Here is a 22,591-nt window from a genome sequence, read left to right on the forward strand (position 1 = left end):
CCATTTTTTTGCCCGCTCCGCCGGCTGGTTAGATGCGGACTTCGGAAACGGCTCGCCTTCGGCATCGCGGTGCTTGCTGCTCGCCTGCGGCTTCGGTGTTGTGGCTCGCTATCTTGCTTTCTGCGTCATCCTGACGAAGTCAGGATTCAGTGTCATTCGTTGCGCATCAAGGAAAAAACGCCGGCATCTGCCGGCGTTTTCATTTCTGCTTGAATCAGCGTGAATCAACCCGCCTGATACGGATGCGCCTTCTTCCAATGCTCCGCAATATCGATGCGCCGGCAGATCCATACGCGCTCATGCGATTGCACGTAGTCGAGGAAGCGCTGCAGCGCGCGGAAGCGTCCCGGGCGCCCTAGCAGGCGGCAGTGCATGCTGATCGACAGCATCTTGGGCGATTCCTCGCCTTCTTCGTACAGCACGTCGAAGCTGTCCTTCAGGTACTGGTAGAAATGCTCGCCGGTGTTGAAGTCTTTGAAGTTTCGTCATCTGCTGGAGAAACATCAATTGGATGAGAAACTGTTTGCCGAGGTCGGACGCGTCCTGCAAGGCGGTGGCATGAGCTTGAAGAGCGGAACCATCGCTGACGCCACCATCATCGCCGCGCCCAGTTCAACCAAGAATCGCCAACAAGAGCGAGATCCCGAGATGCATCAGACTAAGAAATTCCATGTATCCGTGAACGAAATTCGTTCCGACGGTGGCCTATGCCGCCTGTCGTCACCAGATACTTCACGCGAGGGCTGGTGTTGGGGCAAGAGATAGGACGGGACTTTATCGGCGGCTCGTTGTTGGTTGCCCGCCGATAATTTGAAAACAGGAGAAGCGCGTGCATCAGTTAGCCAACGCTTCTCTTGCCTGCGCTTAAAAGAACGTTCGCATCCCTATAGTCAGGCCGGTCTGACTGGCATGTCCGTTGAAAGTGCCGACCGGGCTGTTGGTATCGTTGACCGAGGCACCGTTGAGTACATTGCGGTCCAATTCTGCGTAGACATTGGTGCGTTTGGATAACTGATAGTCCACCAGCGCAACCAGCGTCTTGATCTTGCCGCTGCGGTCACCGGCAACACCAGCCACATTATCGAGCATCAGGCTGGCGCCGACACGCAACATCGGAGTAGCCTGATAAACCGTTCCTAGCGAAACGAAAGAATCGAGCCTGGCTGAGGTCTGCAGACCCGACACCGTGATTCGGTTGGACAGCATGCTGGTATTGGCCAGCGCAGTGCCGGCGGTGCTGCCGATCACAAATCCGGCATCACGCCGCGAATGAATATAAGTCGCAAAAAACTTCATTGGCCCCATGGTGTAGTTAGCCCCGGCGCCCAACACATCCGCATGGTGTTCGCTGGCGTCCGTCGCCCGCTGGGCGATCAATCCCGCAGCTACGGCCTTGTCGCTATAGCTCAGGCCGACGGCAGTGGTGGCGCCAGACTTGGTATCGCCTGCCTGCTCGCCAAAGGATTGTTGCAGCTGTAAAGTGAACGGCCCGCTGGAAACGGTGTACTTCACCGAATTATCCAGCCGCACGCCGAAGAAACGTGTTTGCCATGCTTCGGCAAGATAGTTGGGAAAGTTGAAGGCATCATAGTTCGACAACTGCCAGAACGGCAAACTATAAATGCGCCCCGCTTGCAACATACCGTAGCGCTGATTTTCAAGACCGACCCAGGCCTGGCGTCCAAATAGCTGGCCTTGTTGGTCGAGGCTGCCGGTGGTAGGAAGAAAGCCGTTTTCCAGGACGAAGCTGGCGCTGCTGCCGCCGCCCAGATCTTCCTTGCCGCGAAAACCGAGACGGCTGCCCATCAATGCGCCCGCACCCGGCCCCCATGTAACACCGCCGCCGGCGGTGGTGTTGTTGGTGTAACGAATTCCGGTATCGATGCCGCCGTACAAAGTGACCGAGGATTGCGCATACGATATCGAGCTCATGAAGAGGCTGGCCAGACCGCTGGTAACGCGTACGAAATTTTTGCTGAATGCCGTGGTTAACATCTGTTTCCCCTGAGGATTTTTTCTGAAGTTGAGGTGGCGCGCGTGAGGCTCGCATCTGCAGCGTTGAGCGCGGCCTGCCCGGGCGAAAGTGCTTATCTGTTGGAAAGTCCCGGATCGCCCAATGAGGCGACTGGCCGTGAAATCGTGTCGCGTGGGCATTGACTCAGTGCGATCAGGCTGATCACGGCACCGAAGGCCAGGTAGTAGGCCGGGGACAACTGATCGCCAGTCTTGCCGATCAGCCACGTCACGATGAAGGGAGCGAAGCCGCCGAACACAGTCACCGCAATGCTGTAACTGACCGACAGGCCGGTGGTGCGATTGCGGGTTCCGAACAGGCGCCCCATCAAAGCCGGTACCGGTGCGAAATACGCTGCAAGGCCTACGCCCAGAACGATCTGCACGAACACGATTCGGCCCACGCCTGGCTCCACCCCAATGTATTGGAAGGCTGGATACATGCCGATGCCGACCAGTAGCGCACCGGGTACCATCACCTTGGCAGCGCCCACGCGATCGGACAGGGCCCCGAATATCGGCGACAGGAAAAACTGTACCGCACCGGCGGCCATCACAGAATAGAACGCTAGTGACGGCGGCAGATGCAATTGCCGGATGGAATAAGTCGGCATGTACAGTAACAGCAGATAGGAACCGATAGTGGCCAGCACGATAAGACCGGTCGCCGGTAGAATTCCCACCAGGCCTTTACGGCCTGAGGCGACTGATGTGCTCACCCTATGCTTCTCTGCCTGCAGCACTTCTGCCACGAACTGCGGGCTCTCCTCCACCTTGGCCCGGATATAGAAACCGACCGGACCGATCAGTGCGCCAAACAGGAACGGAACGCGCCAGCCCCACGATGCCTGTGCATCGGCAGGCAGCAGCGAAATCAACAGGCCAAACAGAGCTGCCAGAAATGCGGTGATGCCCTGGCTGGCAACTTGCCAGCTGGCGTAGAAGCCGCGTTCATTTTCGGGCGTATGTTCCAGCAAGAATGCCGTCGAACTGCCGAATTCACCGCCAGCGGAAAACCCCTGAATCACGCGTGAGATCACCACCAGAATCGGTGCCCACACGCCGATTGCAGCATAGCTGGGTGTAAATGCAATCACCAGCGTGCCCAGTGTCATCAGCAACAGTGACAGTGTTAGTGCCGCCTTGCGGCCGGCACGATCTGCGTAGATGCCGAGCACAATGGCGCCGACCGGACGCGCTACGAATGCCACGCCGAAGGTCGCCACCGTCATCAGCAGCGAAGTCAGCTCGTCCTTGGCCGGAAAAAAAGTCTTGGAAATGATGATGGCGAAAAAACCGAAGATGATGATGTCGAACCATTCCAGCGCGTTGCCAACCGTCGCCGCGACGACAGCCTTGAGTTGCTGGTTCTTGCCCCCTCCAAGGGGCGGATGAGTGGTTTTCATATTGGCATTAATCCTTTTGTTCTGAGTGAGCGTGGCGATGTCCGTGATCGCGTGGCCTGCGCAATCCCATTTTCGAAAAAGCGATGGAGCTGATGTAGATTAAGATGCAAAAAACAAGCCCACAATGCACATAAACTCTTAGTGAATATTCATGCAAAGAATATTCACTCAGCTGCGCATTGCCAGCAGTGCCAACAGGCCAGCCAGCAACGCCCGGAAGCTCGATCCGATACCCAGCATGCTGATGCCTGACGCGCCTGTAAGGAAGGTCGGCAAGGAAGCCTTACGACGTACAGGATCGTGCAACATGCGCTGCAAGACATTGTTTAGCGGTGGCAATAAGCAAGGCCTGTCGCATATGGAATTGCCGGTTTGGGCAAGGCGCTGGAATGTCTGAGATCGGCTTTCAAAGACAGGCCACGGGGAGCCAGCGGCTGCGATCAGGCTTGCAGTACCTCCTTGGCAATCAGTTCTTGCTCCAGATCGTTGAGCGCACTAGCCAAGCCTTCAGCCAGTTCATCGATCTGCGCTTCGGTGATGATCAGCGGCGGTGTGATCATCTGGATATCGCCAAATACACCGCGATTTGCGCGACGGTTATATAGCGCGAGGCCGTATTTAAGCGCATGCGCAGTCAGCATTGCCGGTGCATTTAGCGCAACCGGCAAGGCTTGCTTGCTCTGCTTGTCGGCCACCAGCTCGATGGCCATCAGCAGACCTATGCCGCGCACGTCGCCGACCAATCGCGAGCCAGTCTGCACTTCCAGCAAACGTTTGCGAAGATGCGCTCCTAAGGGCAGCGAACGCGATAGCAATTCGCGCTCGATGATTTCATCGAGCACCGCTTTCGCGGTGGCGCAAGACATAGGATTGGAGAAATAGGTATGGCCGTGTACGAAACCGCCCTTGGCGGCAATCGTCTCGACAATACGGTTCGGCGCCAGCAAAGCGCCAAAGGGTGTGTACCCTGCGGCCAGACCTTTGGCCAGTGTCACCAGATCAGGTTGCACCTCAGGCCAGCGATGGGAAGCCAGGAAATAACCCGTGCGACCGGCACTTAAAATTTCATCGTGAATCAGCAGTACGCCATGTCGGGTGCAGATGTCGCGCACCGCGCGGTGATAGCTTTCTGGCGCCATTACGGCGCCACTGGCCAGGCCCCCGACCGGTTCGATGATAAAGGCCAGCACACTCTCCGGCCCTTCTGCAAGAATGCATTTCTCGAGTGCCTGTGCGCATTGCAGAGCGTAACTTTCGACATCCATGCCAGGAGGCAAACGATAGCTCAGCGGCGCCGGTACCTTGGGCATCTTGCACAGCATGGGTTCGTAGATCGAGGCAGTAAAGTCGTCTCCGGTAATGGCGACCGTCCCCAGCGTGGCGCCGTGATAACTGGGGGTGAGCGACAACACTTTCCAGCGCGAAGCCTGCCCGGTGACGACAGCATATTGACGCGCCAGCTTCATTGCAGCTTCGTTGGCCTCCGATCCACCCGATACGAAGAAGGCGCGGTCTAGGCCGGCGCCGGCCAGTTCGCATATGCAATCGGCCAGGGCCACCGTTTGCGGACTTTCAAAAAATCGCGGATAGGCAAAGGTGACTTTGGCCGCCTGTTCAGCCATCGCTTTCAGAACGCGCGGATTGGAGTGCCCAAGATTACTGACCATGGAGCCCGATGTGGCATCGAGGTAACGCGTGCCTAGATCATCGTATAGATAGACGCCTTCGGCGCGATCGATTCGGGGTGGACGGGCTGCGCCCTTAGGCACGTAGAAGCCAAGTACTGATCCCCCCTTGGGCGTGTCTCCCACGAGTCGGACGGTATTTTTTTCAGAAGACATATCGGTCGCTATTTCATTATTGACGGTTGAGGGAAGAGGAGGAACTGAAGCCGGTCACCACATTGCGCAATAGCGTGGCGACATTGTTGTGATAGCCGTTGTGAGAGAGCGCTCCGCAAAAGGTGATCGATCCGACTGAAAACACCTGGCCGCCAAATCCCGAGAAGTAATGAATCATGTCGGCGCGGATCAGTTGCTCCGGTGTGCCGCGCGACACGCTCATGGTGTGCGATAAAAGACTGTCTTGCGCGGCGCCAAAACCAGGGCCATGACCTTCTGAACTGGCCAGCAAGGTAAAGTCCTCCGGACTGCCGTCCACCGCTTGCACCGAATCCAGCTCGAAACCCGCGGCGCCGCCGCCGCATAGGCCAAAGTCGCCCAGCACAGGGCCTTCTACTCCTTCGAGAATCCAGCCGCCTCGCTGACTGCGCGCCTCATCCGGGATGCGGAAATACGAACCTTCATACGGCCCCTGCGCAGTAAAACCGATGCCGACCAGGCGATTGGGGGTACGTCCGCTGTTGCGCCACAATCCGCTGTAATGGCCGTCAAGCGCATGAAAATATTCCCCTGCGGGCGTGGCCCATGCGCGCGTCCCGCTTTCGCTGCGGCGCATTTCAAGCGCACCTGGAATGCTGTCGCTGCGGCCGATCCGCCAATAGAAACCATTGCCGCCGAGGTAGGCCAGATTGCCGCCGACGCGCAAATAGCCGGTCAGCGCATCCAGCGTTTCGGTAGTGTGGTATTCGGGGTGTGTGCCGGTCAGCACGCAGGGGTAAGAAGCCAGCAATGCTGCGCCGTCACGCTGTACGTCTTCGTCGGTGACGATATCGACCTTGATGCCCTCATGTTCCAGCCAGTCCAGCAAATGAGAATCGGCAATGTAATGACGGCAACCTGAACCGCGCGCATCGTCAAAGGTCATGAAGCCAGGGCGAAAGGTCAGCATAGGACGCAGACGCGAAGAAAAATAGACGCCGCTGCCGTCGCTGTGCAGGTTGTAAGTCGATAAACCATAATCACGGTGCTCATCTGGATTGTGCGGATAAGCTCCCCAGGCTGCGACCTTGGCTTTGAGTTTGGCGTCGTAATTGCCGCGGGCAAAATTGGCGTAGGCCTGATAGGTATAGGTGGGCGCCACGAACAACGCCTTGGCGCCGGGTTTCCCAAGTGCCGGGCGCACATAGAACGGCAGATAATCTTCGTGACCGCCGACTGTAATATGCATGGCATAAGCACCGCTGCGCAGCCCCTCGGGAATTAAGAAACTGAAATCGGTCTGCCAGCCCGCGTCGTGCAAGTCGTCATCATGAAAATGGATCGCAGCGTAGTGCGATGGCGCGTGACGCCAGCACATTTCATCACCGTTCCAGCTGCTGCCAGTGACACCGCGCGCCGGCAGATTGAATAGTGTGCCGTGCCGTCCATATGGCCCTTGGTCGATAATGGTCTGAGTGTCTATCCCCTGGCTGAAATCCCAGCAGGCGTAAATGGATGTATGGCCGGGCATAGGCCGCAAACTTGCACGAGAAGCTTTCTTCACTAGCCTCGCAGCCTCTTCCGCACCGGCGAGAATAAAGGGTTGCTCAAGTTTTCCATTGAAACTGCGGGAACGCATGCCGCGCAACTCGTCCGTGGCCAGGAGCAGATCGGCAGAAGCTCGTGTGCTGAAAGGCTGGCACAGGAATGCGTCAGTGGCGTGGAACGCCGGTGGCGTGCGCTGCATGTTCTGTTCGACGCCGGCAACGGCAATTTGCACCCTTCCCCGCTCCGGTGCGTAACTCAGAATTACATCGTGCCAATCTTTGCTCAAGGGTGCAGAGCAACGCACGTTTTGCTGCAAACCATCGGGACCATCAACCGAGAAGCTAAGGCCTGTATCGTCGATCAGCAGCGCAAAGCCTTGTCCGCTAGCCGGATCGCGTTGCGCCAGCAGGCATTGAGGCCCGGCGGCAAGCAAGGTCGGCAGAACCCGGACCGAAAAAGTAAAGCCATCGCCCTGACATAGAGCCGCGGCACCGGCGATGCGGGCATAAGAGCCGGTCTGCAATACCTGAAGACGCGAGGGAACGCGTCGCGCGAATATCTGTTCCAGTTTTTCAAACCTAAGGCCGGGGCCGGCTGGGTTGGCATCGGCATGAATGACGCGTACCAAGCTGGCCTGGTAAGGCTCCTGAACGCGACTTGAAACCTTGAACTCTATGGTCTCGCCGGCACATCCGGAGAGCCGGTCGCTATAGCCGATAAGGGGGATGGGGTCTGGCATGTGGAATCCTGAACTTCTGTTTTGATCTGGATTCCAGTCTATTGTCGGCTCTGAATTTCCGCGATGCAGGCAATGCTTTATAGTATATTCGCCACATGAATATCGACCTGAACCTCTTGCGTATTCTGCATAGTATCTATGCGGAAAGAAGTATCAGTCGTGCCGCGGCGCGGGTCGGGTTGTCACAACCTCGAGTCAGCAATGCGCTCGCCAGCCTACGCGAGATGTTGCAGGATCAGCTCTTCGTGCGCGAACCCGGCGGGATGTCGCCCACGCCATTCATGCGCCGCCTTGCGCCCTATCTGAATCGCGGTTTCGATGCGTTTGAAGAAGGGTTGGTACAGCAGCTGGCGTTCTCCCCGGCCACCTCGCGCCGCACTTTTCGCATTCAAATGAGCGACAGCGCAGAGCTGCTGTTTGCGCCGCCCCTGCGACGCATGCTGCAAAAGGCTGCACCGCATGCGACCCTGCATACCTTATCCAAAGCCTCACGCGATATCAGTCACGCGCTAGCCAATGGCGACGTCGATTTTGCTATTGGCCGATATAGCGGCAATGAATCCATTTTGCACAGGCCACTGTTCGATGAACGCTATGTACTGTTACGTGACGGACTGCGCGAGCCGCGCGAACACATCACGCAGGACATGCTGGCGGAGCTGGAATATCTGGTCGTGGGCGACTATCCGGATGTTGCGCAGCTGATCGCCGACTTCGGACTTGAAAGCCGTATCCGTCTGCGTACATCGTCTTATCTGGCGGTGCCCTCACTGCTGGAAGGTAGCGGTCTTTCACTGCTGCTCCCCTTCGGCGTGGCGCAGTTGATGGCACCGCTTGGGCCGTTTGAAATTCATGAACCCTGCCAGCCGCCACGCCGTATCCCCTTGTCGGTCTACTGCTATCGCTTGGCGCCTGAAGATCCCGGCTTGGCCTGGCTATGGGATCGTATCGTTCCGACCTTGTGCTTTCCCGATGCCAATGAGGGACAACATGAGTAGTAGCGCGGAAATTTTCGACAGCCTCGATCTCGAACTCTTGCGCACCATCGAGGCAGTTTATCTGGAACGCAACGTCGCACGCGCAGCACTACGTCTGAACGTTTCGCAACCGCTGGTGAGTCGGCGGCTGACCAGCTTGCGGCTACTATTGAAAGATCAACTGTTCGTCAGGGCGCCGCACGGCGTGGCGCCGACCGAATTGACCAAAAGCCTGGCGCCCAGCATTCACCGTGCACTCAGCGAGCTGCGGGAGTCTTTGCAGGGGGTGCGCCAGTTCGATCCGGCCAGTGCCGTGCGCCAGTTCACGCTGCATATGAGCGATAGCGCCGAAATGGCTTTTCTGGTGCCATTGCATCGCCATCTGCGTGTGCATGCTCCTGGCATTCGCCTGAAAAGCGTGCGGCTGCCGGCCGACGCGGTGCCGGCTGCGCTGGAGAACCAAAGCATTCATCTCGCCATCGGTGTTTTCCCGCAACTTGGCCCGGAGTTCGACCGCGCCAATCTGATCACGCAGGATTATCAATTGGTCATGAGTCGTTCGCATCCCTGGGGCCAGCGTGATATTAGCGCGGCGGATTTGATTCAACTGGATTTTCTGATGGTCGGGGATTTCCACGATGTCGAAAACATGATGGCCGAGCATGGCCTGAGCAGCCGTATCCGCCATCGTATCGGTCACTATCTGGCAGTGCCTTTGCTACTGGCGGAAGGCTCATTGGTAGCCTGGCTCCCGCGCAGCATCATCAAGCCGATGTCGATTTTCGGCGAATACCGCGCTTTATCGCCATTGCATCCCCAAAGAATTTTCAGTGTCTGCATCATCAGAACTGCCCGCAGCCGGCATGACCCGGGGATTCTGTGGTTGTGGCAAACAATCATAGACTGCATCCATGAGAACGCACGTGCATTGGGAACCGATCTGGAAGCTCCCCTCAAATCCTGAGACGATTGCAATGCTCGAAGGGGGGATGGCCGGCATTAGGGAATTTCTCACCCTAGTGCATAGATCCCTGGTTGCAGATACTTTTCAGGGCCGTATCGAAGCCGGCGTGTCAGCGTTAGCGGTCTTGTCTGCCCCTCGATACGCTGCTGCGCAGCTACTCAGGGCGAACGGGGCCTGAACTCCACAAACACAAATGCCGCTCAACACTTAACTGAACGGCATTACCGTCATCTGCCGGCGTTTTCATCTCTGCGTGAATCAACCCGCCTGATACGGATGCTTCTTCTTCCAATGCTCCGCAATGTCGATGCGCCGGCAGATCCATACGCGCTCATGCGATTGCACGTAGTCTAGGAAACGCTGCAGCGCGCGGAAGCGTCCCGGGCGTCCCAGCAGGCGGCAGTGCATGCCGATCGACAGCATCTTGGGCGATTCTTCTCCTTCTTCGTACAGCACGTCGAAGCTGTCCTTCAGGTACTGGTAGAAGTGTTCGCTGGTGTTGAAGCCTTGCGGGGTGGCGAAGCGCATGTCGTTGGCGTCCAGCGTGTACGGCACTACCAGGTGAGGTTGCGCATTGCCGTCGCTGGTCTGGACCTGGGTCCAGAACGGCAGGTCGTCGCCGTAGTAGTCGGAGTCGTAGGCGAAGCCGCCGTGTTCGACCACCAGCTGGCGGGTATTGGGCGAGTCGCGGCCGGTGTACCAGCCCAGCGGAGCGGCGCCGGTCAGTTCGCGGAAGATCTTCACGGCCTCGCGCATGTGGGCGCGTTCGGTTTCGATGTCCATGCTCTGGTAGTGGATCCAGCGCAGGCCGTGGCAGGCGATTTCGTGGCCGAGTTCGATGAAGGCTTGGGTCACGTCCGGGCAGCGCTGTAAGGCCATGGCCACGCCGAATACTGTCAGCGGCAGGCCGCGTTTCTCGAACTCGCGCAGGATGCGCCATACGCCCACCCGCGAGCCGTATTCGTAGATCGATTCCATCGACATGTGGCGCGCCGGATAGGCGGCGGCGCCGACGATTTCGGAGAGGAACTGTTCGGAGGCGGGGTCGCCGTGCAGCACGCAGTTCTCGCCGCCTTCTTCGTAATTCAGCACGAACTGCAGGGCCACGCGCGCCTGGCCGGGCCATTGCGCATGCGGCGGGTTGCGGCCGTAGCCGGCCAGGTCGCGGGGGTAGTGTGGTGGCAAAGACATAGTACTCATTCAGGTTGCGGTGAAAAGGAAAAACACGGCGCAGGAACATGCCTGCGTTGTCAAACGATTCATGGCCGGGCGAACTCCCGTAGCAGGCCATGGTAAGCCTTGGGGCGCGGCGGCGCCAGTTCGCCGTGCTTGGCGGTGGCCAGGCCCAGCGCTACCAGCGATTCGGCCAGCTTGACGGCGGCGCTCACGCCGTCGATCACCGGCGCGCCGATGTCGTGCGCGATGGCCGCGCACAGGTCGGCCATGCCGGCGCAGCCCAGCACGATCGCCTCGGCGCCGTCTTCGTCCAGCGCGCGCCGGCATTCCGCGGTGATGCGCGCGCGCGCATCGGCGGCCGGATCTTCCAGTTCCAGCACGGCGATGTCGCAGGCGCGCACATTGCGGCAGAAACGCCGCATGCCGTAGCGTTCGGCCAGGTGCCAGGCCATGCCGGAAGTGCGCGCCAGCGTGGTGACCACCGAGAACGAGGGCGCCACCAGGCTGGCCATGTGCATGGCGGCTTCGGCGATGCCGATCACCGGCCCCCGCGCCAGCTCGCGCGCGGCCGCCAGGCCGGGGTCGCCGAAGCAGGCGATCACGTAGGCGTCGAAGCCGTCGCGCTCGCCGCGTTCGATCTCCTGCAGCAGGCCCGGTACGGCCAGCGCTTCATCATAGTGGCTTTCGATCGAGGCCGGTCCCATCGACGGGCTGGCGCCCACGATCTCGGTCCCGGGCGCGGCCACCGCCCGGGCGCAGGCGGTCATGGCGTGCGTCATCGAGACGGTGGTATTGGGATTGATCAGTTTGATGCGCATGGCTTCTCCTTCCTGGCCAGGGCCAGGTAGAACAGCGCGCCCAGCGTGGCGCCGATGAACCATGAGAAGTTCGATGCCGCGCGCAGCTGCGGCAGCATCACGCAGGCCACGCACACCGCGGCGGCCAGCGCCAGCGCCTTGACCGCGTCGCGGTTGACGCCGTTGCTGTACCAGTAGCGACCGTCGCGGCGCATCGAGTACAGGTCCTCGACGGCGACCTGGCGCCGTTTCACCAGATAGTAGTCGGCCAGCAGGATGCCGTACAACGGGCCGACGAAGCCGCCCAGCACGTCCAGCGTGTAGTGGATCACCTCGGGGTTGCCGAACAGGTTCCAGGGGGTGATGAAGATCGAGGCGACGGCCGCGATCATGCCGCCGGCGCGCCAGCTGATGCGGCTGGGCGAGAGGTTGGAAAAGTCGAATGCGGCCGACACGAAGTTGGCCACGATGTTGATGCCGATGGTGGCCACCAGGAAGGTCAGCGCACCGATCACGGCGGCGGTGGCGCTGTCGATGCGCGCCACGGTCTCCACCGGATCGATGATGAGTTCGCCGAACACCGCGACGGTGGCCGAGGTGGTCACCACGGTGACCACCGAGAACGCCAGGAAGTTGACCGGCAGGCCCCAGAAGTTGCCGCGCTTGACCTCGCCGAAGGTGCGGCAATAGCGTGAAAAATCGCCGAAGTTGAGCATCGGCCCCGAGAAATAGGACACCACCAGCGCGATCGCCGTGAGCATCACCGGCACCGCCGCCCAGCCGCTGTACTTGACCTCGCCCAGGTTCAGGCCGATGTTTTGCCAGCCGGCCTTCCAGATCATCCAGCCGGCCAGCACAAACATGACGACATACACGGCCGGGCCGGCGAAGTCGATGAACTTCTTGATGGTCTCCATGCCGTTCCAGAACACCAGCGCCTGCAGCACCCACAACAGCATGAAGCCGGCCCAGCCCAGCGCGGAGAGGCCGGCGAAGGAGTGCACCTGGACGTCGGCCCAGGGTGCGAGCTCGGGATAGAACTTCAGCACCACCACCACGAAGGCGGCCGAGGCCAGGTAGGTCTGGATGCCATACCAGGCCACCGCGATCAGGCCGCGGATCATGGCCGGGATGTTGGCGCCGAGCACGCCGAAGGAGAGCCGGCTCATCACCGGATAAGGCACGCCGTGGACCTGGCTGGGCCGCGCTACCAGATTGCACAGGTAGTAGACGATGGTGATGCCCGCCAGCAGCGAGACCAGCACCTGCCAGCTGCCCAGGCCCAGCGCGAACAGGCTGCCGGCGAAAACGTAGCCGCCCACGCTGTGCACGTCCGACATCCAGAAGGCGAAGATATTGTAGGAACCCCAGGTCTGCCGCTTCAGCGGCGCCAGGTCGGCGTTGGTCAGGCGCGCGTCGTTGGCGCCGGAGGTGCGCGCGGCCGCGGATTGCGTATCGATGATGCTGAGTGATTTGATGGTCATTGCCGGTATTCGTCCAAATGAAAAGGATCCGCGCAAGCAGCAAGCTGCGCCGCACGGATCTGTGCAGGTATCCCTCCCTGCATGCTCTTCGGCATTCATTCAGTAGCCGGTCGCGGCCGTGTTGGCGGCGGCCGCGAATATGCGAACCGGGTTTACAGTCCCTTGCCGAGCACGGCGCGCAAATCGAACTGGTCGTCCGCATCCGGCCGCACCCGGTCCTCGCACAAATGCAAGTGATGTGCCATATGTTCCTGGGCGGCTTCGACGTCGCCGCTTTCCAGCGCTTCCAGCACGGTTTCGTGTTCGTCGAAGGAGCAGGCGTTGTGGCCCGGCGCTTCGGTCTTGGCGATCATCAGCGTGGTGCGCGACACCAGCTTGCGCAAGGTGTCCACCAGCAGCGCATTGCCGGTCAGTTCGGCCAGCGCCAGGTGGAACTGCGCCGACAGGCGGATCCAGCGCGGCCGGTCGCCGGTCAGGTACGACTCGCGCTCTTCCTCCACCATGCGCCGCAGCCCGGCGATCTGGCGGGTGCCGGCCTGGCGGCCGACTTTTTCCAGCACGGCGTGTTCCAGGATATTGCGCAGCTCGAACATGTCGCGCACCTCGGCATGCGAGGGGCTGGCGATGAAGGCGCCGCGGTTGGCCTCAAGGTCCACCATGCCTTCGGTGGCCAGGCGCGAGAGCACCTTGCGCACGGTGTGGCGCGCCGTATCATAGATCTGGCAGAGCGTCTGCTCGGTCAGCTTGGTCCGCGGCGGCAGGCGGTGTTCCATGATGGCATCGTAGATGTCCTGGTACATGCGTTCCTCGACGGCCACGGACGACTCCCGGTCGCGCGTGGAGACGGCGGCGCGGGTCTGGATGGCGGCCGTCGCGCGGCCGGATTTGCTGGCTTTGTTCATGATGCTCATGCTTTCGATGAAGATCCTGTTCCTGCGGATGCCGGGCATGCCTTGATGCGGATCGTCGACAATCACGGAAAATATTTGCAACAAAACGGGGCTATTTTGCACCAAAAAGAACGCCATCTGCTTTTCTTTGGTTCATCCTGAGCCAGCCGTTGATGCTGCGGCGCAGCGCAAAACCCGTGTTTCCTTGAGGTCGGCCGCAACAAGCCAGATACCGCCTGCCTCAACAGCCCAGGCCTGCGTACGGCATGTACGGCGCAAGGGATTGTCGCCAATCCATATGCTGATTCCCGGCAATATTTCTGGCCGATGTGGTCGTTTGCGGATTGCGGTTCCAGACAATCCATTCGCCAATCCGGCTCAGGACTTCCATGATGCAAGAAGCGTGCTTGATTTGCACGGGGCGTTTGAGGAAGGGGAGAGCGCCCGGCGCGGCGGCCGGGCGGAAGGGCAAAAATCTTAGTTGACGGCGGCGTACTGCTCCAGCTCCTGCAGCAGCGCGGCCTTGTCTTCCTCGGGCAGGAAACAGGCCTCGATGCCGTTGCGCGCCAGTTGCAGGACCTGTTCGCGGCTCAAGTCGAGCGCGCCGGCCACGGCCTGGTAGTTGGCGGTCATGTAGCCGCCGAAATAGGCCGGGTCGTCCGAATTGACCGTGACGGCCAGGCCGGCATCCAGCAGGCGCGCCAGGTTATGGTCGGCCATGTCCTTCACCACGCACAGCTTGAGGTTGGACAACGGGCACACCGTCAGCGGAATGCGCTCTTGCGCCAGGCGCTTCATCAGCGCCGGGTCTTCCTCGCTGCGCACGCCGTGGTCGATGCGTTCCACCTTGAGCACATCGAGCGCGCCGGTCACATAGGCGGCCGGGCCTTCTTCGCCGGCATGGGCCACCAGGCGGAAACCCAGTTCGCGGCAGCGCGCGTAGACGCGCGCGAACTTTTCCGGCGGGTTGCCGCGCTCGGAAGAATCCAGCCCGATGCCGCTCCACAGGTCCCGGTACTGCTCGCGCAGCGGCAGTGCCGCTTCCAGCGTGGCGAAGGCGTCTTCTTCCGACAGGTGGCGCAGGAAGGACATGATCATGGCGCCGCCGAAACCGTCGCGGCGGCGCGCATCGCGCAGCGCCGCGGCAATGCCGGCGAACACGGTGGCGATCGGGATGCCGCGTTCGGTATGGGTCTGCGGATCGAAGAAGATCTCGGCATGGCGCACGTTGTCGGCTTGCGCGCGCGCGATGTAGGCGGCGGTCATGTCGTAGAAGTCCTGCTCGGTGCGCAGGACGTCGGCGCCGGCGTAATACAGGTCGAGGAAGGATTGCAGGTCGCTGAAGTCATAGGCCGCGCGCAGGTCTTCGACCGAGGCGTAAGGCAGCGCGACCTGGTTGCGCTGGGCCAGCGCGAACATCAGTTCGGGTTCCAGCGTGCCTTCGATGTGCAGGTGCAGTTCGGTTTTCGGCATGCCGGCGATAAAGGCTTCAAGCGCCTTGCCCGACGCGGATGGAGAAGTGACTGCTGAGTTCATGGCTGACTACCCTTCAAAAATGGCGAGAACGATGGGCGCGACGAGGATATTCGCTCCCCGGAGCTGCGCGGGGCCTGGAAAAGTGCCTAACGCGCTCTAACCCCGCATTATCACGCAAATCCCATACCTGGCCTACCCGGCCACGGCCAAGGATGAACCTTGTCGCCGGCGCGCGCTCTGAACAGCAGGCCGCAGCGGCATGCCGATATCGAATGCGAAAGCGGTGTAAAGATTCGGTGAAAACGCTTGTACGGCGGCAAAGCATGTTTAAATGCAAACCTTCATGGGGGAAATGCATGCGCAAGACGATTCGGGGTTCGTTGCAATTGCTGGTATGCACAACGATGTTGGCCGGCATGTCCGGCTGCTCGCTGATGCCGTGGACGGAGCAGGAAGATCCGGCGGTGGTGCCGTTCAAGACCATCATGAGCGGTTCTTACCAGGGCTTCCTCAAGAATTGGGACGACAGCCGGCAGCCGGTTTTCTGCGCGCTGATCCGCAGCCGCGCCGAGTGGGACCATTGGATGGCGCCGGCGCCGGTGATGGAAGACAAGCGGCCGGCCGGCCCCTCGAGCGCGCATTTCGACACCACGCAATACCTGCTGGTGGCCCGCACCATGCAAGCCCCCGATGCCGCCGAGCGTCCGCATGTGTTCACGCCGCTGTCGGTCAGGCTGCGCGACGGCGGACTGCGGATCAATTACCTGTACCGCATGCCGGCCTCCGGCGCTTCCTACCGCATCAAGGACTATCTGATGCTGGCCATTCCCAAGGAGCGCTATACCACCGGGCCGGTGGTGTTCTACGAGAACGACCGCAAGGTGTGCGAGCTGGACCGCTGAGCGCAGCGAACGCAAAAAAAAGCCGGAAGCGCGCAAAACGCTTCCGGCTTTTTTGATGCGCCGATGCGGGATCAGGCGCCCTGGGTCATGCCAATGAACTGTTGCAGTTCCGGCGTCTTCGGTTGGGTGAACAGCTCTTCCGGCGGGCCGACCTCATGCACCTTGCCCAGGTGCATGAAGACCACGCGGTCGCACACCTCGCGCGCGAAGCGCATCTCGTGCGTCACCATCAGCAGGGTCATGCCTTCCTTGGCCAGGCTGCGCACCACGGCCAGCACTTCGTTGACCAGTTCCGGATCCAGCGCCGAGGTGATCTCGTCGCACAGCAGCGCCTGCGGTTCCATCGACAGCGCGCGGGCGATCGCCACGCGCTGCTGCTGGCCGCCGGAGAGCATGTCCGGGAACTCGTCGAACTTGTGGCCGAGGCCGACCTTTTCCAGGTTGGCCTTGGCCGTCACCATGGCTTCGGCTTCCGACGTGCCCTTGACGATCATCGGCGCGATCATCACGTTGCGGCCCACCGAGAGGTGCGGGAACAGGTTGAACTGCTGGAAGATCATGCCGACCTTCAGCCGCAGGTTGCGCAACTCCAGTTCGGAGGCGCCCAGCTTGGCGCCGGCCACGCTGATGTTGCCCTCGTCGATGCTTTCCAGGCCGTTGATGCAGCGCAGGAGGGTGGACTTGCCCGAGCCGCTCTTGCCGATGATGGCGATCACCTCGCCGGGTTCCACGTCCAGGCTGATGCCCTTCAAGACCTCGTTGTCGCCGAAGCGTTTTTTGACGTTATCAATGGCGATGAGCGGCATTGTATTTCCTTTCTAAAGACTGGCTGTACTTGGACAGCGGCCAGCAAAGCACGAAGTAGAAGAGGCCCACGATGGCAAACACCGTAAAGGGGCGGAAGGTAGCATTGGTGATCACCGAGCCGGCCTTGGACAATTCGATGAAGCCGATGATGGAAGTCACCGCGGTCGATTTGATGATTTGCACGCCAAAGCCCACGGTCGGCGCGATGGCGATGCGCAAGGCCTGCGGCAGCACGATGTGGCGCATCTGCTGGAAGTAGTTCATGGCCAGCACCGACGACGCTTCCCACTGGCCCTTGGGGATCGCTTCCACGCAGCCGCGCCAGATCTCGGCCAGGTAGGAGGCGCTCCAGAAGGTCAGCGCCAGGCCGGCCGCCAGCCAGGCCGGCACTTCGATGCCGAACAGGGCGATGCCGAAGAACACCAGGAACAATTGCATCAGCAGCGGGGTGCCCTGGAACAGTTCAATATACAGGCGGGCGATCTGGCGCAGCCAGTTCTGGCGCGAGGTGCGCATGAACAGGATGATCAGGCCCAGGGTGCCGCCGAGCACGAAGGTGACCAGCGACAGGAGGATGGTCCAGCGCCACGCCAGCATCAGGTTGCGGACGATGTCCCAGGTGGTGAAAGAGATCATGCGTTCCTCCGGGCGGTGATGAAGTATTGGCCGATCAGGCGCAGCAGCTGGCGCAGCAGGATCGCCAGCACCAGGTAGATCAGGGTGGCTACGATGTAGGCCTCGAAGGCGCGGAAGTTGCGGCCCTGGATGAAGTTGGCGGCGAACGACAGTTCTTCCACCGCGATCTGCGAGCACACGGCCGAACCCAGCATCACGATCACGACTTGCGAGGACAGCGCCGGCCAGATCTTTTGCAGCGCCGGGCGCAGGATGATGTAGCGGAAAATCTGCATGCGCGACATCGACAGCGAAGCCGCCGCCTCGATCTGGCCCCTGGAAACGGCCTGCACGCCGGCGCGGATGATCTCGGTGCTGTAGGCGCCGAGGTTGATCACCATCGCCAGGATGGCGGCCTGGATTTCGCTGATGTGGATATTGAGCGAAGGCAGGCCGAAGAAAATGAAGAACAGCTGCACCAGGAAGGGCGTATTGCGGATGATCTCGACATAGCCGCTGACGATGGGCTTGAGCCATGCCGGCCCTTGCGTGCGCGCCCAGGCGCCGAAGATGCCGACCGCGATGCCCAGCACGCCGCCGATGGCGATCAGCTCGATCGTCGTCAGCACGCCTTTGACGATGACGTCGCCGTAGTCGAAGGTTGATAGGAAATCGAATTGATAGGCCATGATGTCGTGTTTGCCCTGCCTCAGTGTTGCGGGGATTGCCGCGCGATGTTGCCGTCGCGGCGCCCCGGTGGTCCGCCTGCCCCCCATTGCTGCTATTGCCCGCATCGCCGGCGCCAGGCGAAATCGCGCCGGCGATGCGTTATTGCTTTAACTCAGCCCCAGCAAGTTACAGGCCAGCCGGCAGCGGCAGGCCCAGCCACTTCTGCGAGATGGCGTTCAGGCTGCCATCCTTCTTGGCTTCGGCCAGGATGGCGTCGACCTTGTCCTGCAGCTTCTTCTCGCCCTTGTTCAGGCCGATGAAGCATGGCGAGTCCTTGATCAGGAACTTGGTTTCCGGCTTCTTGGGCGGGTTCTTGGCGATGATGGCCGCGGCCACCACGTTGCCGGTCGCCACCAGTTGCACCTGGCCCGAGAGGAAGGAACTGATGGTGCTGTTGTTGTCTTCGTAGCGCTTGACGGTGGCGCTGGCCGGGATGATCTTGGTCAGCTCCAGGTCTTCCACCGAGCCGCGGGTCACCGCGATGGTCTTGCCGGCCAGGTCGGCCGCGCTCTTGACGGTCATGTCGGCCGGGCCGAACACGCCGTTGAAGAACGGCGCGTAGGCGGAGGTGAAATCGATCACTTTTTCACGCTCGGGGTTCTTGCCCATGCTGGAGATCACCAGCTCCACCTTCTTTGTGGTCAGGTAAGGAATGCGGTTGGCGCTGGACACCGGAATCAGCTCGACCTTCACGCCCATTTTCCTGGCGATCAGGTTGGCCACGTCGATGTCGAAACCCTGCGGCTTGAGGTCGGCATCGACCGAGCCGAACGGCGGGAAGTCGGCCGGCACGGCCACGCGCAGCGTGCCGCTCTTCTGGATATCGTCCAGCGCGTCGGCGCGCGCGGCGCCGGCGGAGAACATCATGGCGCCGGCCATCAGGCCGATCAGGAGTTTGGATAATTTCATGGCAGTTTCCCTTTACTTGACGACGTTGATGAGTGGGCTCTACGAGCTTCTTTTGGGGTGGTGGTGATGGCGCAGAATATCGGTGACGGCCGCGGTCTTCACGGCCCCTTCGTGCGACACCGGCGCCAGCGCCTGCCGCAACGGTTCCAGCGGATCGCTGCTGCGCACCTGGTTCAGCCCGGATTCAACATGCTGCAGGTGGGCCTGCATCAGTTGTTCCGCTTGTTCCAGATCGCCGCGTTCCAGCGCCTCGACGATCAGCACATGTTCCGAACATGAATCCTCCGCCTGCTCCGACGACTGGTGCAGCATGGCCGTGAGCGTGGTGCGCGCGGTCAGGTCGCGCAGCGTTTCCGACAGCAGCGAGTTGCCCAGGCATTCGCACAGGCAGACGTGGAAGTCGCCCAGCAGGTAGCTGCGCGCACCGACATCGGCGCCGGCGATGGCCGCCTCTTCACGCGCGATGTGCTCGCGCAGCTGCCCTACCGCGGCCTGCGGGATCGGCCGCATGCGCGCCTGGCGCAACAGGCCAAGCTCGATCACGCGGCGCGCCTCGAAGGCTTCGCGCGCTTCTTCCGGCGTCGGCTCGATCACGAACCAGCCGCGCCGCGCGCTGACCGTGACGATGCCGCGCGCCATCAGCCGCGTCAGCGCCTCGCGCACCAGGGTGCGCGACACGCCGAACAGGTCGGCCAACTGCTGCTCGCCCAGGCGGGTGCCCGGCGCAAGCTGCTTGGCCAGGATCGCCTCGGTGATGCGGATCGCGATCTGCGAAGAAGATTTGACGGAAGGATTTGTGCCCATGCCCACTCATCAGCAAGTTGCGTGCCACACTGATATACAAGATTGAAATACAAAACTGCGCGACGATTATTGGCGGCGAAAGCCTTGTGTGACAAGGGTTTTCAGACATGAATGCATGTGCGAACGCACAAAATTCCCAAAGGGAAATTTGTTGCAATGCAAGTTGGCGATGCTTGGGAAAGGAGGGGGGCGGCGCCTTCTGGTGCGCGCCCGCGGCGATGCCGTGCACCATCCTTGTGCGGTGCTTCACAGGCGGAAGAGTTGTTGATGGTGCAATGAAAGCCGGCTTTCCCGTCACGGGAAGAACGGCCTGGTTCAGCCGGGAATGCCCAGCCGCCGGCCCGCCAGCCGGTACTCCTCGTGGAGCTGCTCGACGATCTGCGCCGCCGGCAGGATGGCCGAGATGGCGCCGATGCCCTGGCCGCTGCCCCAGATCTCCTTCCAGCGCTTGGGCTTGCCGAAATCCAGCGCTTGCTTGTCTTCCTGGTCCAGCTGGTCCGGATCGAGCCCGGCGGCGCGGATGCTGGGCTTGAGGTAATTGCCGGGAACCCCGGAGAAGTGCGGCGTATACAAAATGTCATCGGCAGTGCCGTCGACGATCATCTGCTTGTGCAGCGGCGCGGCCGAAGATTCTTCCGAGGCGATGAAACGCGTGCCCATATAGGCCAGGTCGCAGCCCAGGGCCTGCGCTGCGAGGATGCCCTGGCCGTGGCTGATGGCGCCGGCCAGCACCAGCAGGCCGTCGAAGATGGCGCGCACTTCGGACGCCAGCGCGAACGGGCTCAAGGCGCCGGCATGGCCGCCGGCGCCGGCGCAGACCAGGATCAGGCCGTCCACGCCGGCGCCGATCGCCTTTTTCGCATGGCGCAGCGTGGTGACGTCGTGCAGTACGATGCCGCCATAGGCATGCACCTGCTGCACCACCCGGTCGGGCGCGTGCAAGGAGGTGATCACGATCGGCACCCGATGGCGCACGCAGGTGGCGAGGTCGTGTTCCAGGCGCGGGTTGGACTGGTGCACGATCAGGTTGACCGCATAAGGCGCCACCAGCGCTTGCGGGTGCTGGCGCCGGTAGGCGGCGAGCCCTTCGGCGATATCGGTCAGCCAGGTCTCCAGCGCTTCCTGCGGCCGGGCGTTGAGCGCCGGGAAGGAACCGACCACGCCGGCGCAGCATTGGGCGATCACCAGCGCCGGATTGGACACCAGGAACATCGGCGAACCGATCACGGGCAGGCGCAGGCGGCCCGGCAAGGCGGCGGGCGAAGGCAGCAGAAGTTCAGTCATGGCACGGTAGAGGAAAGGTCATTTCTTGCCGAAGGCGGCGATGCGCTGCTGCATGTCCGGCCCTTTGCCGGCGTTGCGGAACACTTCGTGCGCCAGCCCGGCTTCCAGCGGCAGGCCATCGGTTTCCAGCAGCAGGCGCTTGTTGGCGCGATGCGAGAACCAGGAGCCGGCCAGCAGTTCGCGCGCCAATGCGTCGACCCGGGCGTCGAACTCTTCATCGGCGAAGCAGAAGTTGGCCAGGCCGAGCGCGGCCGCCTGGGCGCCGCCATAGCTGCGGCCCAGCAGCATCATCTCTTTCGCGCGGGCTTCGCCGACCCGGCGCGGCAGGCGCTGGCTCATGCCCCAGAGCGGCGTCAGGGCCCACTTGGCATGGGTGTCGGCGAACTGCGCCGACTGCGCGGCGGCGATCAGGTCGCCCGCCAGCGCCAGCTCCAGCGCACCGGTGTAGCAGTGGCCATGCACGGCCACAATCACCGGTTGCGGCAGGCGCGCCAGGCGGTCGATGGCGCGCGCCTGCAAATGCGGTCGCGGCAACGGCTGGCCGGCGGCGAGGTCGCGCAGATCGTTGCCGGCCGAGAAGCAGCGGCCGGCGCCGCGCAGCAGCACCGCGCCGATGGTGTCGGTCTGCCGCTCCAGCGCCGCCACGTGTTCGTCGAGTTCGAGGAACATCTGCACGGTGAGCGCATTCATCTTGTCGGGACGGTTCAGCGTCAGCGTGCAAAGGCCGTCGCGATCCTCGCGCAGCACCTGCGCGCTCATGGCTGCGCCGCCTGCGAGGATTGTTCCTGCTGCTGGCGCGCGCCTTCATGAGTGAGCACCAGCACATCGCTGTCGCCTTCCTGCGCCACTTCGCCGCGTTGGTTGAGCAGGCGGAAGCGCCGCCCCAGCTTGCCGCTGCGGCCGCTCTTGCCGGGCTCGACCGACAGGATCTCCAGCTCCAGGTGTACCGTGTCGCCGATCATGATGGGCTGCTTGAAATTCCACTCGCGCAGGCCCAGCATGGCAATCACCGATTTCTCGAAGATGCCGATCTGGTGCAGCATCCCGGTACAGATGGCAATGCCCAGCGTGCCGTGCACCAGGCGCTGGCCGTAACGCGTGCCGCGGGCGAATTCGGCGTCGGCGTGGATCGGGTTCCAGTCGCCCGAGATCATCGAGAACATGGTCAGGTCGGCCTCGGTGATGGTGCGCCCGCTGCTGGTGAAGATCTGGCCGGGCTTGAAGTCTTCCAGGTAATACGAACTCATCGTT

At 61.5% G+C, this 22,591-nt stretch carries 22 protein-coding genes and 2 pseudogenes; 5 read left to right on the forward strand and 19 right to left on the reverse strand.

The annotated features are described in order from the left end of the window. On the forward strand, positions 1-223 hold a 223-nt coding region (locus tag AC07N6_RS15610; RefSeq protein WP_494782895.1), incomplete at its 5' end, for a hypothetical protein. 1 nt (position 224) lies between these two features. Here the strand turns inward: AC07N6_RS15610 and AC07N6_RS15615 are convergent. Further along, positions 225-470, reverse strand: a pseudogene (locus tag AC07N6_RS15615) (allantoinase); the annotation flags it as partial. A 4-nt stretch (positions 471-474) separates the two neighbouring features. On the opposite strand from AC07N6_RS15615, the pseudogene AC07N6_RS15620 reads away from it, so the two are divergent. Beyond that, positions 475-666 (forward strand): annotated as a pseudogene (locus AC07N6_RS15620) (IS5/IS1182 family transposase); the annotation flags it as partial. Positions 667-864: 198 nt separating this feature from the next. On the opposite strand, the gene AC07N6_RS15625 reads toward AC07N6_RS15620, so the two are convergent. The 5 genes from AC07N6_RS15625 to AC07N6_RS15645 all read right to left on the reverse strand — a co-directional run bounded on the left by AC07N6_RS15625 (position 865) and on the right by AC07N6_RS15645 (position 7,526). Continuing rightward, positions 865-1,995 carry a porin gene (locus AC07N6_RS15625; protein ID WP_494782894.1) on the reverse strand — a complete coding sequence of 377 codons (1,131 nt, stop codon included), beginning with the start codon at positions 1,993-1,995 and terminating at the stop codon, positions 865-867. Between the two features lie 92 nt (positions 1,996-2,087). Then, the gene (locus AC07N6_RS15630; RefSeq protein ID WP_494782893.1) at positions 2,088-3,419 is read right to left on the reverse strand and encodes an MFS transporter; all 1,332 of its coding nucleotides are present in this window, start codon (positions 3,417-3,419) and stop codon (positions 2,088-2,090) included. Between the two features lie 168 nt (positions 3,420-3,587). Beyond that, positions 3,588-3,758 carry a benzoate/H(+) symporter BenE family transporter gene (locus tag AC07N6_RS15635; RefSeq protein WP_494782892.1) on the reverse strand — a complete coding sequence of 57 codons (171 nt, stop codon included), beginning with the start codon at positions 3,756-3,758 and terminating at the stop codon, positions 3,588-3,590. A gap of 101 nt (positions 3,759-3,859) precedes the next feature. Continuing rightward, entirely contained in the window at positions 3,860-5,260 is a 1,401-nt protein-coding gene (locus AC07N6_RS15640) for an aminotransferase family protein (protein ID WP_494782891.1), read from the reverse strand. Positions 5,261-5,276: 16 nt separating this feature from the next. Further along, positions 5,277-7,526, reverse strand: a complete 2,250-nt coding sequence (locus AC07N6_RS15645) for a N,N-dimethylformamidase beta subunit family domain-containing protein (protein ID WP_494782890.1) — start codon at positions 7,524-7,526, stop codon at positions 5,277-5,279. A gap of 95 nt (positions 7,527-7,621) precedes the next feature. Between AC07N6_RS15645 and AC07N6_RS15650 the strand changes: the two genes are divergently transcribed. After that, entirely contained in the window at positions 7,622-8,524 is a 903-nt protein-coding gene (locus AC07N6_RS15650) for a LysR family transcriptional regulator (RefSeq protein WP_494782889.1), read from the forward strand. Next, positions 8,517-9,467: a LysR substrate-binding domain-containing protein gene (locus tag AC07N6_RS15655; protein ID WP_494782888.1), complete on the forward strand. Its 951-nt coding sequence runs from the start codon at positions 8,517-8,519 to the stop codon at positions 9,465-9,467. Before AC07N6_RS15650 ends, AC07N6_RS15655 begins: the two co-directional genes overlap by 8 nt. A gap of 258 nt (positions 9,468-9,725) precedes the next feature. On the opposite strand, the gene puuE is transcribed toward AC07N6_RS15655, so the two are convergent. The 5 genes from puuE to AC07N6_RS15680 all read right to left on the reverse strand — a co-directional run bounded on the left by puuE (position 9,726) and on the right by AC07N6_RS15680 (position 15,350). After that, positions 9,726-10,658 carry an allantoinase PuuE gene (gene puuE / locus AC07N6_RS15660; RefSeq protein ID WP_494782887.1) on the reverse strand — a complete coding sequence of 311 codons (933 nt, stop codon included), beginning with the start codon at positions 10,656-10,658 and terminating at the stop codon, positions 9,726-9,728. A gap of 68 nt (positions 10,659-10,726) precedes the next feature. Continuing rightward, entirely contained in the window at positions 10,727-11,461 is a 735-nt protein-coding gene (locus AC07N6_RS15665; RefSeq protein ID WP_494782886.1) for an aspartate/glutamate racemase family protein, read from the reverse strand. Then, the gene (locus AC07N6_RS15670) at positions 11,446-12,924 is read right to left on the reverse strand and encodes an NCS1 family nucleobase:cation symporter-1 (protein ID WP_494782885.1); all 1,479 of its coding nucleotides are present in this window, start codon (positions 12,922-12,924) and stop codon (positions 11,446-11,448) included. The genes AC07N6_RS15665 and AC07N6_RS15670 overlap by 16 nt, the downstream gene beginning before the upstream one ends. A gap of 152 nt (positions 12,925-13,076) precedes the next feature. Next, positions 13,077-13,826 carry a GntR family transcriptional regulator gene (locus AC07N6_RS15675; protein ID WP_494782884.1) on the reverse strand — a complete coding sequence of 250 codons (750 nt, stop codon included), beginning with the start codon at positions 13,824-13,826 and terminating at the stop codon, positions 13,077-13,079. 465 nt (positions 13,827-14,291) lie between these two features. Continuing rightward, entirely contained in the window at positions 14,292-15,350 is a 1,059-nt protein-coding gene (locus AC07N6_RS15680; protein ID WP_494782883.1) for an adenosine deaminase, read from the reverse strand. Between the two features lie 296 nt (positions 15,351-15,646). Here AC07N6_RS15680 and AC07N6_RS15685 point away from each other — a divergent pair, with 296 nt between their 5' ends. Further along, positions 15,647-16,192: a hypothetical protein gene (locus tag AC07N6_RS15685; RefSeq protein WP_494782882.1), complete on the forward strand. Its 546-nt coding sequence runs from the start codon at positions 15,647-15,649 to the stop codon at positions 16,190-16,192. Positions 16,193-16,263: 71 nt separating this feature from the next. Here the strand turns inward: AC07N6_RS15685 and AC07N6_RS15690 are convergent, their stop codons facing one another. From AC07N6_RS15690 to AC07N6_RS15725, 8 genes are all read right to left on the reverse strand, one after another. After that, on the reverse strand, positions 16,264-16,998 hold the full coding sequence (locus AC07N6_RS15690; RefSeq protein ID WP_494782881.1) for an amino acid ABC transporter ATP-binding protein: 735 nt from the start codon (positions 16,996-16,998) through the stop codon (positions 16,264-16,266). Then, entirely contained in the window at positions 16,979-17,635 is a 657-nt protein-coding gene (locus tag AC07N6_RS15695) for an amino acid ABC transporter permease (RefSeq protein WP_494782880.1), read from the reverse strand. Before AC07N6_RS15695 ends, AC07N6_RS15690 begins: the two co-directional genes overlap by 20 nt. Then, entirely contained in the window at positions 17,632-18,303 is a 672-nt protein-coding gene (locus AC07N6_RS15700; RefSeq protein WP_141913808.1) for an amino acid ABC transporter permease, read from the reverse strand. Before AC07N6_RS15700 ends, AC07N6_RS15695 begins: the two co-directional genes overlap by 4 nt. A gap of 166 nt (positions 18,304-18,469) precedes the next feature. Beyond that, on the reverse strand, positions 18,470-19,252 hold the full coding sequence (locus tag AC07N6_RS15705; protein WP_494782879.1) for a transporter substrate-binding domain-containing protein: 783 nt from the start codon (positions 19,250-19,252) through the stop codon (positions 18,470-18,472). A 39-nt stretch (positions 19,253-19,291) separates the two neighbouring features. After that, positions 19,292-20,056, reverse strand: coding sequence for a GntR family transcriptional regulator (locus AC07N6_RS15710; protein ID WP_494782878.1), 765 nt, complete (start codon positions 20,054-20,056; stop codon positions 19,292-19,294). A gap of 315 nt (positions 20,057-20,371) precedes the next feature. Further along, positions 20,372-21,340 (reverse strand): NAD(P)H-dependent flavin oxidoreductase, encoded by a 969-nt coding sequence (locus tag AC07N6_RS15715; protein WP_494782877.1) that lies wholly within the window; start codon positions 21,338-21,340, stop codon positions 20,372-20,374. 18 nt (positions 21,341-21,358) lie between these two features. Next, the gene (locus tag AC07N6_RS15720) at positions 21,359-22,099 is read right to left on the reverse strand and encodes an enoyl-CoA hydratase/isomerase family protein (protein WP_494782876.1); all 741 of its coding nucleotides are present in this window, start codon (positions 22,097-22,099) and stop codon (positions 21,359-21,361) included. Continuing rightward, complete coding sequence (locus AC07N6_RS15725; RefSeq protein WP_494782875.1) at positions 22,096-22,587, reverse strand: MaoC/PaaZ C-terminal domain-containing protein; 492 nt, start codon at positions 22,585-22,587, stop codon at positions 22,096-22,098. Before AC07N6_RS15725 ends, AC07N6_RS15720 begins: the two co-directional genes overlap by 4 nt. Positions 22,588-22,591 lie beyond the last annotated feature (4 nt).

This window comes from Herbaspirillum sp. GW821-FHT09A12, assembly GCF_059418325.1.